Origin of the sequence: Neobacillus sp. KR4-4, from assembly GCF_042136325.1 — a bacterium.
Taxonomy (GTDB): domain Bacteria; phylum Bacillota; class Bacilli; order Bacillales; family Cytobacillaceae; genus Neobacillus.
This window is the reverse complement of record NZ_JBHHJU010000025.1, coordinates 1-16,294: the sequence shown is the minus strand read 5'-3', so window position 1 is coordinate 16,294 and position 16,294 is coordinate 1. Positions and strand designations below refer to the sequence as shown.

General features: G+C 39.8%; 9 protein-coding genes, 21 tRNA genes and 1 rRNA gene. 1 reads left to right on the top strand and 30 read right to left on the bottom strand.

The window, feature by feature from the left end:
* Positions 1 to 6: 6 nt before the first annotated feature.
* From menH to ACE198_RS20995, 3 genes are read right to left on the bottom strand one after another with little or no spacing between them, the layout of a single operon-like run.
* Complete coding sequence (menH, locus tag ACE198_RS21005) at positions 7 to 834, bottom strand: 2-succinyl-6-hydroxy-2,4-cyclohexadiene-1-carboxylate synthase (RefSeq protein WP_375376913.1); 828 nt, start codon at positions 832 to 834, stop codon at positions 7 to 9.
* Positions 835 to 2,583, bottom strand: a complete 1,749-nt coding sequence (menD, locus tag ACE198_RS21000) for a 2-succinyl-5-enolpyruvyl-6-hydroxy-3-cyclohexene-1-carboxylic-acid synthase (protein ID WP_375376912.1) — start codon at positions 2,581 to 2,583, stop codon at positions 835 to 837.
* A gap of 1 nt (position 2,584) precedes the next feature.
* Entirely contained in the window at positions 2,585 to 3,988 is a 1,404-nt protein-coding gene (locus tag ACE198_RS20995) for an isochorismate synthase (protein WP_251460097.1), read from the bottom strand.
* 363 nt (positions 3,989 to 4,351) lie between these two features.
* Here ACE198_RS20995 and ACE198_RS20990 point away from each other — a divergent pair, with 363 nt between their 5' ends.
* Positions 4,352 to 5,287, top strand: coding sequence for a 1,4-dihydroxy-2-naphthoate polyprenyltransferase (locus ACE198_RS20990; protein WP_098576404.1), 936 nt, complete (start codon positions 4,352 to 4,354; stop codon positions 5,285 to 5,287).
* A 35-nt stretch (positions 5,288 to 5,322) separates the two neighbouring features.
* On the opposite strand, the gene ACE198_RS20985 is transcribed toward ACE198_RS20990, so the two are convergent.
* The 27 genes from ACE198_RS20985 to rrf all read right to left on the bottom strand — a co-directional run bounded on the left by ACE198_RS20985 (position 5,323) and on the right by rrf (position 16,252).
* Entirely contained in the window at positions 5,323 to 7,719 is a 2,397-nt protein-coding gene (locus tag ACE198_RS20985; RefSeq protein WP_251460095.1) for a glycogen/starch/alpha-glucan phosphorylase, read from the bottom strand.
* Positions 7,709 to 9,160: a glycogen synthase GlgA gene (gene glgA / locus ACE198_RS20980; RefSeq protein WP_375376911.1), complete on the bottom strand. Its 1,452-nt coding sequence runs from the start codon at positions 9,158 to 9,160 to the stop codon at positions 7,709 to 7,711. Before glgA ends, ACE198_RS20985 begins: the two co-directional genes overlap by 11 nt.
* Complete coding sequence (locus ACE198_RS20975) at positions 9,157 to 10,188, bottom strand: GlgC family sugar phosphate nucleotidyltransferase (RefSeq protein ID WP_098576407.1); 1,032 nt, start codon at positions 10,186 to 10,188, stop codon at positions 9,157 to 9,159. Before ACE198_RS20975 ends, glgA begins: the two co-directional genes overlap by 4 nt.
* A gap of 22 nt (positions 10,189 to 10,210) precedes the next feature.
* Positions 10,211 to 11,356: a glucose-1-phosphate adenylyltransferase gene (locus ACE198_RS20970; RefSeq protein WP_251460091.1), complete on the bottom strand. Its 1,146-nt coding sequence runs from the start codon at positions 11,354 to 11,356 to the stop codon at positions 10,211 to 10,213.
* Positions 11,298 to 13,247, bottom strand: coding sequence for a 1,4-alpha-glucan branching protein GlgB (gene glgB / locus ACE198_RS20965; protein WP_375376910.1), 1,950 nt, complete (start codon positions 13,245 to 13,247; stop codon positions 11,298 to 11,300). Before glgB ends, ACE198_RS20970 begins: the two co-directional genes overlap by 59 nt.
* A 774-nt stretch (positions 13,248 to 14,021) precedes the next feature.
* Positions 14,022 to 14,093: transfer RNA gene (locus ACE198_RS20960), tRNA-Glu, on the bottom strand.
* An 8-nt stretch (positions 14,094 to 14,101) separates the two neighbouring features.
* A tRNA-Ser gene (locus ACE198_RS20955) sits at positions 14,102 to 14,192 on the bottom strand.
* A gap of 3 nt (positions 14,193 to 14,195) precedes the next feature.
* Positions 14,196 to 14,270, bottom strand: a tRNA-Asn gene (locus ACE198_RS20950).
* A gap of 8 nt (positions 14,271 to 14,278) precedes the next feature.
* Positions 14,279 to 14,355, bottom strand: a tRNA-Ile gene (locus tag ACE198_RS20945).
* 4 nt (positions 14,356 to 14,359) lie between these two features.
* Positions 14,360 to 14,433 (bottom strand) — tRNA-Gly (locus ACE198_RS20940).
* A gap of 16 nt (positions 14,434 to 14,449) precedes the next feature.
* Positions 14,450 to 14,525, bottom strand: a tRNA-His gene (locus tag ACE198_RS20935).
* Positions 14,526 to 14,552: 27 nt separating this feature from the next.
* A tRNA-Phe gene (locus tag ACE198_RS20930) sits at positions 14,553 to 14,628 on the bottom strand.
* A gap of 6 nt (positions 14,629 to 14,634) precedes the next feature.
* Positions 14,635 to 14,711, bottom strand: a tRNA-Asp gene (locus tag ACE198_RS20925).
* A gap of 2 nt (positions 14,712 to 14,713) precedes the next feature.
* A tRNA-Met gene (locus ACE198_RS20920) sits at positions 14,714 to 14,787 on the bottom strand.
* Positions 14,788 to 14,955: 168 nt separating this feature from the next.
* Positions 14,956 to 15,048 (bottom strand) — tRNA-Ser (locus ACE198_RS20915).
* Positions 15,049 to 15,067: 19 nt separating this feature from the next.
* Positions 15,068 to 15,144 (bottom strand) — tRNA-Ile (locus tag ACE198_RS20910).
* A 16-nt stretch (positions 15,145 to 15,160) separates the two neighbouring features.
* A tRNA-Met gene (locus ACE198_RS20905) sits at positions 15,161 to 15,237 on the bottom strand.
* Positions 15,238 to 15,257: 20 nt separating this feature from the next.
* A tRNA-Ala gene (locus tag ACE198_RS20900) sits at positions 15,258 to 15,333 on the bottom strand.
* 17 nt (positions 15,334 to 15,350) lie between these two features.
* Positions 15,351 to 15,427: transfer RNA gene (locus ACE198_RS20895), tRNA-Pro, on the bottom strand.
* 6 nt (positions 15,428 to 15,433) lie between these two features.
* Positions 15,434 to 15,507, bottom strand: a tRNA-Arg gene (locus tag ACE198_RS20890).
* A gap of 22 nt (positions 15,508 to 15,529) precedes the next feature.
* Positions 15,530 to 15,618: transfer RNA gene (locus tag ACE198_RS20885), tRNA-Leu, on the bottom strand.
* 10 nt (positions 15,619 to 15,628) lie between these two features.
* Positions 15,629 to 15,700, bottom strand: a tRNA-Gly gene (locus tag ACE198_RS20880).
* Between the two features lie 63 nt (positions 15,701 to 15,763).
* Positions 15,764 to 15,848 (bottom strand) — tRNA-Leu (locus tag ACE198_RS20875).
* Positions 15,849 to 15,861: 13 nt separating this feature from the next.
* Positions 15,862 to 15,937: transfer RNA gene (locus tag ACE198_RS20870), tRNA-Lys, on the bottom strand.
* Between the two features lie 7 nt (positions 15,938 to 15,944).
* Positions 15,945 to 16,020: transfer RNA gene (locus ACE198_RS20865), tRNA-Thr, on the bottom strand.
* Between the two features lie 30 nt (positions 16,021 to 16,050).
* A tRNA-Val gene (locus ACE198_RS20860) sits at positions 16,051 to 16,126 on the bottom strand.
* A gap of 9 nt (positions 16,127 to 16,135) precedes the next feature.
* Positions 16,136 to 16,252, bottom strand: a 5S ribosomal RNA gene (gene rrf / locus ACE198_RS20855).
* Between the last annotated feature and the right edge of the window lie 42 nt (positions 16,253 to 16,294).

The following is a 16,294-nucleotide window of genomic DNA, read 5'->3' as shown; positions in this document are numbered from 1 at the left end:
CCTCCTTTATTTATTTTCATTCGACAAAAAGTCACTTACTATTGTACCAAACTTTTCAGGTTCTTCCACATGAATTGCATGCCCGCTATCTTCAATCACTACCCAAGAACTATTTTTTAGCTCCTCCATCATATGACTGGCAATTGAACAGAACTTATGATCCTCCGCACCTGTTAAAAGCAACACTTCACAAGTAAGTTCATTTAACTTGCCCCACCAGGATGATTGGGCCCCTGTTCCCATCCCAACTAAACTGTTGGCTAGGCCATTGGGCGAATTTTTCAAACGCTGTTTCCTAATCTCTTCTTGAGTTTCCCGCGGGAGGCCCTTCATGGTGACAAAAAGGGGAATCTCTTCCCAATAATCCACAAATGCAATGATTCCCTGTTCCTTAATAAAGTTAGCAAGTTCGGCATCTTTCATACGGCGATGTTGTTTTTCGTCCTCCGTCGCTAAGCCTGGTGATGCACTCTCAAGTATTAATTTTCGAACACGCCCTGGGTACAAAAAGGCGAAGGTTAATGCAAGTCTTCCACCCATGGAATAACCAAGTAGATCTACTTGCTCAATCCCCATATGATCAAGGATCGTGTTTAAATCAGAAGCAGCGGCATCCATTTGATATCGGCTAAGCTCCTGGGGAGACTCTGTTTTTCCGTGCCCAATAATATCAGGGATAATGAGCATTGTCGACTTTCCCCAGCATTCATGAAATGGAGCCCATGTGGTAGAGTCTCCCGTAAAGCCGTGCAGCAAAACAAGTGGAACCTGGCCAAGGCCGCCGTTACCGCAAACTTCGACATAGTGATGATTCCCATCGATAACGATATACATTTATTGTTCACCTTTGACAAAGTTTGATATTTCCTGGGAAACATTGCCCCAAAATTCGCGGTGTTCGTCACGATTCCTCTCTCTGTTGGTAACTATTTCATATACATTTATCCCTGTCGAATGGATGGATTTCCTTATTTCTACTCCAAAATGGTCCCAATCCTCAATCTTTATGTAATTACCATTAAACATTTTAACAGCATGCTCAAAATCAATTCCGAGCGGAGTGCCGAACAAAAGTTCAAAGTTTTTCGGATGCTCTGATTGCGGGAGAAAGGAGAAGATTCCTCCGCCATTATTGTTGATAAGAATAATATTAATATTTATATTGTACAGTTTTGCTGCAATCAGCCCATTTAAGTCATGGAAAAAGGTTAAATCACCTAGGACAAGGTACAAGGATGAGGAGTTTAATGCGGCACCCAAGGCAGTAGAAACGGTACCGTCAATTCCATTTGCCCCCCTATTTGCCATTACTTTAATTTGTTTATGATTGTTAAGAAAAAAGCTATCTAAGTCGCGGATTGGCATACTATTACCTACAAATAGTGCAGCTCCTTCAGGAAGCATTTCAGCTAATTGATAGAACAGCCTGCCTTCACTTAAATCCGTTATATCGCTAAGCGATATCATCGTATCTTTTGATAATTGGTTAACCCTTTTCCAAGCTGTTAGAAAATCGGAAGAGGATTTCTCTACTGTATATTTTTCTATTTTCTCGCAGAATAACGATTCATTACAGAAAATCATATTTGTGGATAACGATGCTGGATCACGCCAGCCACTGCCGCCATCAATCACATATTGTTCTGCGTTTCCATTTTCTTTTATAAAAATTGTTAATGCTTTTGAAATGGGCATTGCTCCAAATCTAAGAATAACATCCGGCTTTAAGTAGACTTTTGCATCATCGTTTCTTAAAAAGGTATCATAGGCTTCAATGATATTTTCAAAGCTATGTTTCCCGCTTCTTAACTGTGACAAGGGGTCAGCAATTATTGGGAAGTTTAGTTTTTCAGCTAGCCGTGTTACAGCCTCAGGAAAAATATCATCGACAATATTTCCACAAACAATAATTCCTCTTGTTGTTTTTGACAGTTTTTCGGCAATTTCTTTAAATTGTTCCTCCGCGATTGTCAAATCACCTGTATGGACTTTCACATAACCGTTTGGACGTTCACGAAGCTGGAAGAGGGCATCATCCAGCTTGGGTACTAATGGTTCCCTAAAAGGAAAATTCAAATGAACAGGACCAGAAGGCGCACTTTTCGCAATCGCTACCGCTCGCGCACAAATCGTACGCGCATAACGAATGATTTCATCACTTTTTTCAGGTAAAGCCATTTCGGAGAACCATTTTACATGTTTCCCATATAAATGGATTTGATCGATTGCTTGTGGAGCACCAACTTCTCTGAGTTCATGCGGCCGATCTGCCGTTAACACAATCAAAGGCACTCGTGCATAACGCGCTTCCACAATCGCAGGGAAATAATTCGCGGCAGCCGTACCTGACGTACAGAGGATTGCAACTGGCTTATTTAAAGACTTGGCTATTCCTAAGGCAAAAAAAGCAGCTGAGCGTTCATCTACATGTATATGAACATTAAGTTCTGGATGCTCTGCCATAATCATCGCCATTGGAGTAGACCGTGAACCTGGGCTGACAACCACATCAGTTACTCCCGTGAAAATTAGTTCTGAAACAATAGCTGCTATATAGGCTGTTAATGATTCTTGATGCTGCATATCAATTTCCTCCAAGGGCTCGGAGCATAGGTTTAAATTTCAAACTCGTCTCCAAATATTCACTTTCTGATTCAGAATCTGCTACTACTCCGCATCCTGCGAATAACGAAACTTCTTCCCCCTGAATAAGTCCAGAGCGAATGGAAACAGCAAATTCACCATTTTTCCTGTAATCCATCCAGCCTAATGGAGCGGCGTAGAAGCCACGATCCAGCTCTTCTACTTCTCTAATCTTAACAACTGCTTCCTCCTTCGGAAGTCCGCCCAGCGCAGGTGTGGGATGCAGTCTTTCCACCAATAACATTAATGAAGCATCCTTATGACATTTTCCGACCACTGGGGTATAGAGGTGCTGAATATCTCTTATCTTCATTAACTGTGGTTTTTCAGGCAGAATAATTTCTTCGCATGATTCCTCCAGAGCCTCTTTTATCATTTCCACAACAAAACCATGCTCTTTTAGGTTTTTTTTGTCATTTAATAACATCTGACCCAATTTTAGGTCTTCCTCTTCTGTTTTGCCACGTGAGATGGAGCCAGCAAGACAAGTGGAATACACTTCATTTCCTTGCTTTTTCACGAGTCTTTCTGGCGATGCACCAATAAAACAATCCCCATTTGATTCAAACGCAAATATAAAGCTTTCATGCTGCTGCATATACAAATTATTTAGGACATTCTCTGCCATAACTTGATCGTCAAACACAAGCCTCAATTCGCGAGCAAGCACAACCTTTTTTAGGGGACCATCTGTTAATTCCTTCACAACTCCATCAACAGTTTTCTTCCACCTTTCAGGTCCAATCTCTTTCATTTCTAGAAGTGCAGCAACCGACTTTTTGGGGTCACTTTGATGGAGAGCATTTAAAATTTCATTTCTCTCTTCACTTACCTTTTTAAATAAGTAAGGATCCTCATGAGGAGTACAAACCGTATTAGTTGTTAAGAACGTTTGACCATCAATGATACTTAATAAATATTTCGGCAGATGGAACAAAGAATTAGCGTACTTCGACCAAAGGACGGTTTTTTCTTTGCAGGGGTCAAACGAAAAGCCGCCGAACATGACTGGACCTATCCCCATTTCAGTATATGGATTGAAAATAAGGCAGTCCCTTAAAAATTTCTCCCATTCCTCTTCAACATGAAAAAAGCGGTCAGAATCCTGATCCGACTGAATCTGTTTAGAAATCCCGAGTCCAATAAGTACGGTTTCATCTTCTGGGTCCTTCCAAAAGAAGCGTTCACCGCGAAATTGTTCTTTTCCTATATTAAAAAATGATAGTGGGTTTATCGTGTCCATTTTATGAACTTCACTAATTAAAATGGGCCGGCCTAGTTCTTTTGCGCGTTTGACAGCCAAAAGACCTCGTTCCATTATTTCCAACTCTTGAATGGTAATCAAACAAATCCCTCCAAAACAGCCGAAATGACTGTTATCCATTCATATTAATGCAATTTTTAGCATACTACCTACATTGTAAAGAAGTCAGTATTACTTGTCACTAACAATCCTGCTTCATTCCCTATTATATCTTAAGATTTCACCTTATTGATAAAATCCGCTCTCTCATTGAATTTTTCATTTTTATCATTTTCCCACCAACCATTCAATAATAATCAAACAGGTATAATCTTCTAAATTTGATAGGAAAAATTAATTGACACTAATCCCTGAATTACATACACTTAGTTTTGGGCATGGCCCATTTAACATTGAACCTAACCTTTTATATAGAGAAAGAAACTTAAAAAGGGAGAGAAGAATATGCAACCAACAATACAGAAGAGTTCTGAACCTGCAGTTGAATCAAACCGCGGCTTTCAAGTATGGTGGCAAATGACCCGTCCCCATACATTAACTGCTGCATTTGTACCAGTTCTGCTTGGTACAGCCCTATCCCTTAAACATGGGAACATTCATTTTGGGCTATTTTTTGCCATGCTCATTGCGAGTTTATTGATTCAAGCTGCAACCAATATGTTTAATGAATATTTCGATTTCAAACGCGGGCTAGATACAGCTCAATCCGTAGGGATTGGCGGAACAATCGTTCGTGATGGAATCAAGCCAAGAACAGTCCTAAACCTTGCTTTTGTCTTTTATGGAATTGCCCTATTATTAGGGATCTATATATGCGCCAACAGCAGCTGGTGGTTAGCGGCTGTGGGGCTGATTTGTATGGCTGTGGGTTATTTTTATACTGGAGGTCCGTTCCCAATTGCTTATACACCATTTGGTGAAATTCTTTCAGGTTTCTTTATGGGGATGCTAATTATTTTAATCTCCTTCTTTATTCAAACGGGAACAGTCAGCACCACGAGCATTCTCGTCTCAGTTCCAAGTATGATATTAGTTGGGATGATTATGTTATCAAATAACATTCGTGACCTGGATGGAGACAAAGAAAACGGACGTAAAACAGTGGCCATTCTATTAGGAAAGAAACGTGCCATTTACTTATTAACAGGGATGTTCACTTTTTCCTTTCTTTGGGTCTTAGGTCTGATTATTTTCGGTGTTTTGCCAGTTTGGACAGCACTTGTGATCCTTAGCGCTCCAAAGGCAATTAAAGCAACTAAAGGCTTTATTGAAAACACGATTCCAATTAAAATGGCACCAGCCATGAAAGCAACCGCACAAACAAATACCATATTTGGGTTTTTATTAGCGATTGGAATATTCATTGGACACTATCTATAAGAAAAAAGCTTCTGCGTTGGCAGAAGCTTTTTTTTTTAATGCAGAGGCTTAATCCCCCATATATCATCAGCGTATTCCTTAATGGTACGATCGCTTGAGAAGTAACCAGCTTGGGCGATATTTCTTAAGCTCATTTGCTGCCAACGTAATCGATCAGTAAATGTTTCACCAATGGAACGTTGTATGTCCGCATAGGATGCAAAATCCTTTAAGACAAAATATTGATCATTTTCCTGAAGGAGCGAATCAAATATCGGTTCAAATTCATTATAGGCCCCAGGGAAAAATCCATTAACTAGTTGATCTACTGCTTGGCGAATCCGACTATCATGGTGGTAATATTCATCGGATTGATAACCGCCGAACTGGTAGTAGTGTAGAACCTCATCAGCCGTTAATCCAAACGTGAAGATATTGTCATTACCCACCAATTCACGAATTTCAATATTTGCACCATCTAAAGTACCTACCGTTAATGCACCATTAATCATAAATTTCATATTTCCTGTTCCAGAAGCTTCTTTACTAGCCGTAGAGATTTGTTCACTGACATCTGCTGCAGGAAAGATTTTTTCCGCAAGTGACACTCGATAGTTTTCCAAAAAGATCACTTTCATTTTATCGCCAATTACAGGGTCATTGTTTACCTTTTCCGCTACAGAATTTATTAATTTGATGATCTTCTTGGCATAATAATAGCCTGGCGATGCTTTGGCACCAAAAATAAATACTCTAGGGACAACAGGGTAGCTTGAATCTTCCTTGAGTCGGTTATACAGATGCATGATATGTAAAACATTTAAAAGCTGCCGTTTATAAGCATGCAGACGCTTTACTTGTACATCAAAAATAGCACCAGTATCTACCGCAGTTCCCGTCTTTTCGAGAATAACTTTCGCAAGTGTTTGTTTGTTTTCATTTTTTATTTTTAAGAGTTGATCCAAGAACGAGGAATCATTTTCATATTTAAGCAGTTGGGAAAGTTCTGTTGCTTGATAAGTCCAGTCGGAACCGATGGATTCTGTAATGAATGAAGATAATTTCGGATTTGCTTTTAACAGCCAGCGCCGATAGGCAATTCCATTTGTTTTATTGTTAAATTTCTCAGGAAACAATTGATAAAATTGATTCATCTCACGTTTCTTTAAAATTTCGGTATGCAGCTGTGCCACACCATTAACACTAAAACTTCCGACAATGGCTAAATGAGCCATTTTCACATAATTGTCTGCAATAATGGCGAGTCCCTTTATCCGGTCCCAGTCCCCTGGGGATTGTTCCCATAACTCATGGCAAAATCTTTCATTTATTTCTTCTACAATCATATAAATCCTTGGCAGCAGCGGTTGGAAAATATGTATCGGCCACTTCTCTAAAGCCTCAGACAATGTCGTATGATTCGTGTAGGAAATTGTTTGTTTGGTAATATCCCATGCCTGTTCCCAATCATATCCTTCTTCATCAAGCAGAATTCTCATTAGTTCTGGAATAGCTAAAACAGGGTGGGTATCGTTGATATGAATACAGATGTGTTCATGAAGTAGGTTCAAACTGCTGTGTTGCTTCCGATAACTCTTTAAAATGGATTGGATACTGGCGGATACTAAAAAGTATTGTTGTTTCAAACGTAAAATCTTTCCTTCATCATGGGTATCATCAGGATATAGGAACTCAGAGATCATTTCCGTTTCCCGCTTATATTTTAAGATATCCTTATGTAAGGAAAATTGGGATGGTTCGGCATTCCAGAGTCTTAATGTATTAATTGTTTTTGACTGATACCCAATAACAGGCATATCGTGAGGCACGGCCGTAACCGTTTCTGCATTTAGATGATGAAAAACAAGCCGGCCGTTTTCCATCTTCGCCTCTACCTTCCCCCAAAAGGGAATTTTAATAGAACTATCGGTTTTGCGTATTTCCCATACATTCCCATTCTTTAGCCATTGTTCCGGTAATTCAACTTGATACCCATCAACAATCTTTTGTTCAAATAAACCATGTTTATAACGAATTCCATGACCATGGCCAGGTAGACTTAGTGAAGCTAATGAGTCTAGAAAACAGGCGGCTAATCTTCCTAAGCCGCCATTTCCTAAGCCTGCATCTGCCTCAAATTCCTCTAACTCACCTAAATCTATACCTAATTCCTTCAATCCAACCTGCACGGTTTCTTCCACACCGAGATTGATCAGATTTTGTCTAAGTAATTTCCCCAATAAATATTCAATGGAGAGATAATAAACCTGCTTTCCCTTGGTAGCCAGATGTTTTTCGTTTGTAGTTATCCAATCACCACTAACAAATTCACTTATCATGGTCCCAAGGGTTTGATAATGGTCTCTGGCTGAGCTATCTGAGAAACTCTTTCCACATACCATTTCAATCCTTTTTAGAAAGGTTTCTTTAAATTCGACCGTATTAGAAAACATGTGTTTCACTCCTTGCAACGATCTCAGAATATAATTGATTATAGCTATATGCTGACTGTGCCCAGCTATAATCCATTTCCATTGCTTGTTTTACAATGGAGCTCCACGATTTTGAATCATGGTAAACATTTAGAGCGCGTTTAATCGTATAGAGCATATCGTGGGCATTAAAATTCGAGAAGGAAAATCCGTTTCCTTTTCCTGTAAATTCGTTCCAAGAGTTTATTGTATCATTTAAACCGCCTGTTTCCCTAACAATCGGGATAGCACCATATTTCATTGCAATCAATTGTCCAAGCCCGCAAGGTTCGAATTGGGACGGCATTAAAAACAAATCCGCTGCTGCATAAAGTTTATGGGCAAGCCCTTCATTAAATCCAGTATGAACTTTTAACTTTTCGGGATAAATCCGAGCCGCTTGTCTTAGATGTTCTTCATATTCATAATCCCCTGTACCCAATACAATTACCTGAAGGTCCTCCTGCAAAATTTCACGAAGAACACACTTAACTAAATCAAGGCCTTTTTGCTTTGTGAGTCTTGTAATCATCACTAACAAAGGTGTACGTGACGACTGTGGCAAACCAAAGTGATTTTGAATCTCACTTTTATTTACTGCCTTTTTCTGATGATGATTAACCGTATAGGTTTGATAAATTAATGGATCTTTTGCAGGATTATAAAAATCTTCATCAATTCCGTTTAGAATCCCAATCAAGTCCTCTTTTCTTGCTCTTAATAATCCATCTAATTTTTCACCATAGGCGGGAGTTTGAATTTCCTCTTTATAGGTTGGGCTAACGGTCGTAATTTTGTCCGCTGCAACAAGTGCACCCTTCATATAATTAATATTTCCGAAAAACTCTAAGTGACCGGAATGGAAGGAATTATAATCCATTCCTAACAAATCTCCTAATACCTCCCTCGGAAATATCCCTTGGAATTGCAGGTTATGAATGGTAAACACCGTTCGAATGTGACCGTATCCTTTTCGTTTATTATATTCTTTCCGTAAAAGGTATGGAATCATTGCAGTATGCCAATCATGGCAATGCAGAACATCGGGATAAAAATTAAGTTCCTCTATTGCTTCTAAAATTGCTCGATTAAAATAAGCAAATCTTTCCCCATCATCGAAATATCCATATAAACCTTCCCGTTTGAAATAATACTCATTATCAACGAAATAGAAGGTAACTCCTTGATAGGTAAGCTCCTCTATACCACAATATTGATTTCTCCAACCTACAGAAACGGTGAACTCTTTCACCTGTTTCATTTCACTCTTAAATTCATCTGCAATGGTTCCATACTTTGGCAGAATGACTCTAACATCAGTTCCCAAGCTCTTTAATTCTTTTGGAAGGGAACCTGCAACATCGGCCAATCCTCCCGATTTTGCAAATGGTCCACATTCCGAAACTGCAAATAATACTTTCACGAGTTCATCAACGCTCCTTGTTTGGTCCCTTTACGAATTACAAATGGTGATTGCATTGTGCCGGACAAATGAGTTCCGGCCTCTACTTTAACGTCTTTGTCTAAAATTACGGAATCAAGATAACAGTTCTCTTCAATTTGGCACTTCTGCATGATGATGCAGTTCTTAATAACTGCACCTTTGCCAATCTTTACTCCTCGAGAAATAATACTATTTTCTACCAAACCATTGATTACACAGCCATTGGCAATCATTGAATTTTTTACTTCAGACCCCTTTACATGCTTCGTTGGTGGTTCATCCTTAACTTTAGTAAAGATTGGCTGATCTTTTGGAAATAACTGTTGCCAAACCTCAGACTGCAATAAATTCATACTAGTAGAAAAATAGTTTTCAATTGAATCTATCATCACGGCATAACCGTCATATTCATAGTGACAAACAGAGTAAAGATTCTGAAGGTCATTAACCACGTCCTTCATACATGTATACCCCGTTTCATTTCGTGTTTCAATTAACTTAATTAGCAGGGATGTTTTAATTAAGTACATTTCCATTGAACCTCCATCTTTATGATGGATTTCCGTGATGTCACAGCCAGAACGACTATGCCAATCTAGGATTGGTCTAAAGTTCATGTTGAACACGGTATAACAATTAGAAATGATGGCGTACTCTTGTGTACTGCGATAAAAAAAGTCTAAATTCGCTGCAAAATTTTCAAACGAGCCGATTTTATTTCCATCAAAATCAACAATTGGTGAAGGGAAAAAGAAAAGACCATCCCGTTTTCTGTTTAAATCCCAATTCTTACCGGAACCCAAATGATCCATAAGCGAACGGTACTGCATTTTTGGAAATATAGCTACACTACGAATACCTGAATTCACCATATTCGACAGTACAAAATCAATAATCCGGTAACGTCCCGCAAATGGCAGGGCAGCGAGTGAGCGATGCGTTAATAAATCCTCTAAATCGTCATGATATGTTGTGGCGTCAATTACACCTAAAAGCTTTCTTTTCAATCAAAGTCCCTCCTGAATTTTATTAAAAAGCAGGGTATAGCCCGCTTAACATTTCATTAGTAACCAAAATAATCTCATCATCAAAAGAGCGAATAACGGTTCCATCTGGAACCTTTACATCTTCTTGAACAATCGCTTTCTCAATCAAACAATTACTGCCAATGATCGCATCAGGCATGATAACAGACTCTTTAATAATCGTTCCTTTTCCGACAGTCACCCCCTGAAAGAGAACAGAGTTATCAACTTCCCCCTCAATCGTACACCCTTCATTAATAAGTGATTCTTTTACAATTGCATCGGAAGAAATATATTGCGGCGGCTGGTTTGGATTGACTGAATAAATTCTCCAATCGTGATCAAATAAATCTAAATCACAATCTTCACTTAGCAAGTCCATGTTAGCTTCCCAAAGGCTTTTAACTGTACCGACATCTTTCCAATATCCTTTAAACGGATAAGCAAATAATTTCTTATTTTCCTCTAAAAGCATCGGGATTACATCTTTACCAAAATCATGACTGGAATCAGGATTTCGTTCGTCCATTTCTAAATATTCTTTAAGTATATTCCAGCTAAAAATATAAATGCCCATTGAAGCAAGATTATTCTTCGGATTGTCCGGCTTTTCTTCAAAATCGACAATTCTTAAATCCTCATCCGTATCCATGATCCCAAAACGGCTGGCTTCGTTCCATGGAACTTCTATTAAGGAAATGGTTACATCTGCTCTTTTTTCAATATGGTACTCCAGCATACTCTCATAGTTCATTTTGTAAATATGGTCACCTGATAGAATGAGAACATATTCAGGCTGGTATTGTTTGAGGTAATTAAGGTTTTGATAAATGGCACTGGCCGTACCCGTATACCATTTTACTTCTGATGATTCAGCATATGGTGGTAAAACAGTTACCCCGCCATCCTTTCGATCTAGATCCCAAGCACTTCCAATTCCAATATAGGAATTTAATAATAATGGTTGATATTGTGTTAACACCCCAACTGTATCAATATTAGAATTGGCACAATTACTTAATGGAAAATCAATAATCCGATACTTTCCTCCAAACGGAACTGCAGGTTTTGCGAGATCCTTTGTTAATGAGTTAAGTCTGCTCCCTTTTCCTCCTGCTAATAACATGGCTACGCACTTTTTCTTTGCCATTACCTTTTCTCTCCTTTCGCTTTTTAACCGGTCTGATGATTTGAAATCCAAACGCAGGAATTGCTATATTAATTGAATGCGGCTGGCCATGGTATGGCTCATCTGCAGCTATGATTGTCTTTTTATTAACTAATCCAGCCCCGCCGTATTCTTCATGATCACTATTGAAAATTTCGCGGTATTCACCACTTTTAGGAACACCAATTGTATAGACAGGATAACTAACGCCTGTAAAATTACAAATAACAACTAAAGTTTCATCTTCCTTTTTCCCTTTTCTTATAAATGAAAAGATAGATTGTTCATTGTTATTTGCATCGATCCATTGGAATCCTTCTTGCAAACAATCAAGTTCATAGAGGGCCTTTGATCGTTTATAAACTTTCGTTAGGAACTTAACATAGGCATTTAATTTTTGATGCATTTCATAGTCCAATAAGTTCCAATCAAGCTGCTCTTTATCTTTCCATTCAGCAAACTGTCCTAATTCAAAGCCCATAAACAGAAGTTTTTTTCCTGGATGAGCAAACATGTAACCTAACAAAAGCCTTAACTGTGCAAATTTTTCCCAATAATCTCCTGGCATCTTATCTAATAATGACTTTTTTCCATGAACCACTTCATCGTGTGAAAACGGAAGCATAAAGTTTTCTAAAAAGGCATATAAAAATGAAAACGTTACCTTAGAGTGAACATGTGACCGAAGAAACGGTGGTGTTTCCATGTACTCCAACATGTCATTCATCCAGCCCATATTCCATTTATAATCAAAGCCAAGTCCACCGTAACTAACAGGGGCTGTCACATTGGGATATTCGGTTGAGTCCTCCCCTATCATTACAAAATTGGGATCATGTTCATGGACTTGAGTATTTAATTTTTTCAAAAAGTTAATGCCAAATGGATTCTCTCGTCTTTCATTCGCGGCGTTTGGCCAGTATATGATATTTGCTACTGCATCCATTCGAAAGCCATCAATATGGAAATAATCAATCCAAAATAGTGCATTGGAGATCAGGAAACTTTGTACCTCACCTTTTCCCAGGTCAAAGTTTGCTGTTCCCCATACAGCATTTTCTCGATCACTTTCGGTTGAATAGGAATAAATGTGCGTCCCATCAAAACGGTAAAGTCCATGCGCATCCTTGCAATAATGACCAGGAACCCAATCAAGAATGACTCCAATCCCATGTTGATGCATTTGATCAACAAATTCTCTAAATTCATCTGGTGTCCCATATCTGGACGTTACCGAGAAATAACCAATTCCTTGATAGCCCCACGAGGCGTCCAACGGGTGCTCAACAAGCGGTAATATCTCAATATGGGTAAAACCATGTTCCAATACATATGGAATTAGTTCTGCTGCCAGTTCTAAATAGGTTAGATACTCCCCATTTTCTTTCTTTTTCCAAGACCCTAGATGCACTTCATAAATCACGGCCGGCTCTGAAAGAAGGGGCTTTTTTCCTCTTCGAGTCATCCATTGATTGTCATTCCATTTATAATTTTCTAATGAATAAACAATCGAAGCTGTATTGGGTCTTAATTCAGAATAAAAGGCAAATGGATCTGATTTAAGCAACTTCTCACCTGTTTGTGAGAATATTTCATACTTATAAATCTTTCCGGTTAGATCCCTGTTTACAATTAGAATCCATACTCCTTCATCGTTAACCCTTTGCAATTCATACCCTTTACCATTCCAGTTATTAAAATCCCCCGTTAGCCTAACTGCAGAAGCATTAGGGGCCCATACGCAAAATCGTGTATAAATTTTATCGGAATTCTTAAAGATATGAGCGCCAAAAAGCTGATGACTTTGAAAATAATTTCCTTCATGAAATAAATGCAACTGATAGTCAGTCGGAAAAAACGTATTCACTGTCATGGCTCTCCTCATCCTCAATGAAAATATGTATTTCAAAGTCCAATTATAAGTGTATTTAATCAATATTTCTCATAATACTTTTTTATCTTTTCTGACAATAATCGATACATTTTCCTATCAAAACACATCATTCTTCTTATTTCGACATCATTCCACAATATATCTATCATTAATCGCCAAAATATTATAAAAATTTTTTTATTATTTTCACAAAAAGTTATTTTAATTTTAATTCAAAATATGTCTAAAACACATAGTTGTAAGCGTTATCAACGTATTTTTTGGAAATTAGAATCGAAATTATTATTTCGATATAATTTTAAAGTCATAAGATATCCTTTTTCAGGTTAGTATATGGGACTCGTATTTGGGTAAATTTGGTTAGAAGATACAAGAATTAGATGAGAATTTTCAAAAGGGAAAATATAATATGGAGAGATTATTTCACTGGTTCTCTTTAAGGATGATTGGATTATGGTAAACATTTTACTGCTTTTTTCATATTAAAGTTAACAATAACAATTATAGACTGCATAAAATGGCCTTTTCTCCATATGGGCGTCAATAGACTTGATTGGCTACCTAAAGCGGCCTTGGTCCACCCTTACCGTCGTCAATAGCCTTGATTAGTTACCTAAACTGCACTTGTTCCCCTATTTCCGACGTCAATCACTTTAAGCTTGCAGCCTAGAGATTAAATTTGTTTGGCTATCTTTTAAAAGAATTTTACACAAAAAAAAGACTGATAACTTAATTGTTATCAGTCTTTTCGTATGACCCCTACGGGACTCGAACCCGTGTTACCTCCGTGAAAGGGAGGTGTCTTAACCGCTTGACCAAGGGGCCATAAGATATGGCGGAGAAGGAGGGATTTGAACCCTCGCGCCGGTTACCCGACCTACACCCTTAGCAGGGGCGCCTCTTCAGCCACTTGAGTACTTCCCCGTTTGGCTCCGCAGGTAGGACTCGAACCTACGACCGATCGGTTAACAGCCGATAGCTCTACCACTGAGCTACTGCGGAACAATATATGGTGGGCCTAAATGGACTCGAACCATCGACCTCACGCTTATCAGGCGTGCGCTCTAACCAGCTGAGCTATAGGCCCATATTGGAGCGGGTGATGAGAATCGAACTCACAACATCAGCTTGGAAGGCTGAGGTTTTACCACTAAACTACACCCGCATATAATAATTTATTATGGGGCGACTGATGGGAATCGAACCCACGAATGTCGGAACCACAATCCGATGCGTTAACCACTTCGCCACAATCGCCATAATAATATTGTTTTAAAACAAAAATGGTGGCTCAGGACGGAATCGAACCGCCGACACAAGGATTTTCAGTCCTTTGCTCTACCGACTGAGCTACTGAGCCAACATATGGCGGTCTGGACGGGACTCGAACCCGCGACCTCCTGCGTGACAGGCAGGCATTCTAACCAACTGAACTACCAGACCAATTGCGGGGACAGGATTTGAACCTGCGACCTTCGGGTTATGAGCCCGACGAGCTACCAGACTGCTCCACCCCGCGACAATAGAAATTATTAATTTTGGAGCATGCTCCATATCTTGTTTCTAACCGCTCCGATTTCAGAAAGCTTAATCGAGAAGCAGCTCAATCGTTGCGCTGAGGATGATTCGAAGAAGCATATTCGAACGTGCTCCACCCCGCGACAATAGAAATAAGTTATAATATTTATGGAGGAGGAAGAGGGATTCGAACCCCCGCGCGGTATGACCCGCCTGTCGGTTTTCAAGACCGATCCCTTCAGCCAAACTTGGGTATTCCTCCAAATTATATATAAAACTAGTGGTGGACCTTGTAGGACTCGAACCTACGACCGGACGGTTATGAGCCGTCTGCTCTAACCAGCTGAGCTAAAGGTCCAAGTTTAGATAATATTTGGTAGCGGCGGAGGGGATCGAACCCCCGACCTTACGGGTATGAACCGTACGCTCTAGCCAGCTGAGCTACACCGCCATACTATCATGTAAAATTATTGGTGGAGTCTAGGGGGATCGAACCCCTGACCTCCTGCGTGCAAAGCAGGCGCTCTCCCAGCTGAGCTAAGACCCCATTGATTATAAGAAGCATGGTCGGGAAGACAGGATTCGAACCTGCGACCCCTTGGTCCCAAACCAAGTGCTCTACCAAGCTGAGCTACTTCCCGTAAAAGTGCGCCCTGAGAGATTCGAACTCCCGACCTTTTGATTCGTAGTCAAACACTCTATCCAGCTGAGCTAAGGGCGCATATGAATTTAATTAACTTAAATGGTGCCGAGGACCGGAATCGAACCGGTACGGTAGTCACCTACCGCAGGATTTTAAGTCCTGTGCGTCTGCCAGTTCCGCCACCCCGGCATTAGTAGAGAGCGGAAGACGGGATTCGAACCCGCGACCCCCACCTTGGCAAGGTGGTGTTCTACCACTGAACTACTTCCGCATATCAAGGGAAGTTATTTTGCTATTGCAAACAACTTTGTTTATTTTACTTCGTAAAAAAACTTGGTGCGGGTGAAGGGAGTCGAACCCCCACGCCTTGCGGCGCCAGATCCTAAGTCTGGTGCGTCTGCCAATTCCGCCACACCCGCATATTCATTTAAATGGTGAGCCATGAAGGACTCGAACCTTCGACCCTCTGATTAAAAGTCAGATGCTCTACCAACTGAGCTAATGGCTCATACAAATGGTGCCGGCGAGAGGACTTGAACCCCCAACCTACTGATTACAAGTCAGTTGCTCTACCAATTGAGCTACCCCGGCAAATAGTATGGAAAAGTATTAAAGAAAATATGGTGGAGGATGACGGGATCGAACCGCCGACCCTCTGCTTGTAAGGCAGATGCTCTCCCAGCTGAGCTAATCCTCCATTTTTACAGCCTGGCAACGTCCTACTCTCACAGGGACGCATGTCCCAACTACCATCGGCGCTGAGAAGCTTAACTTCCGTGTTCGGTATGGGAACGGGTGTGACCTTCTCGCCATAATTGCCAGACCATATATTCGACACTATTTTATTATAATGTCTTTTTCATAT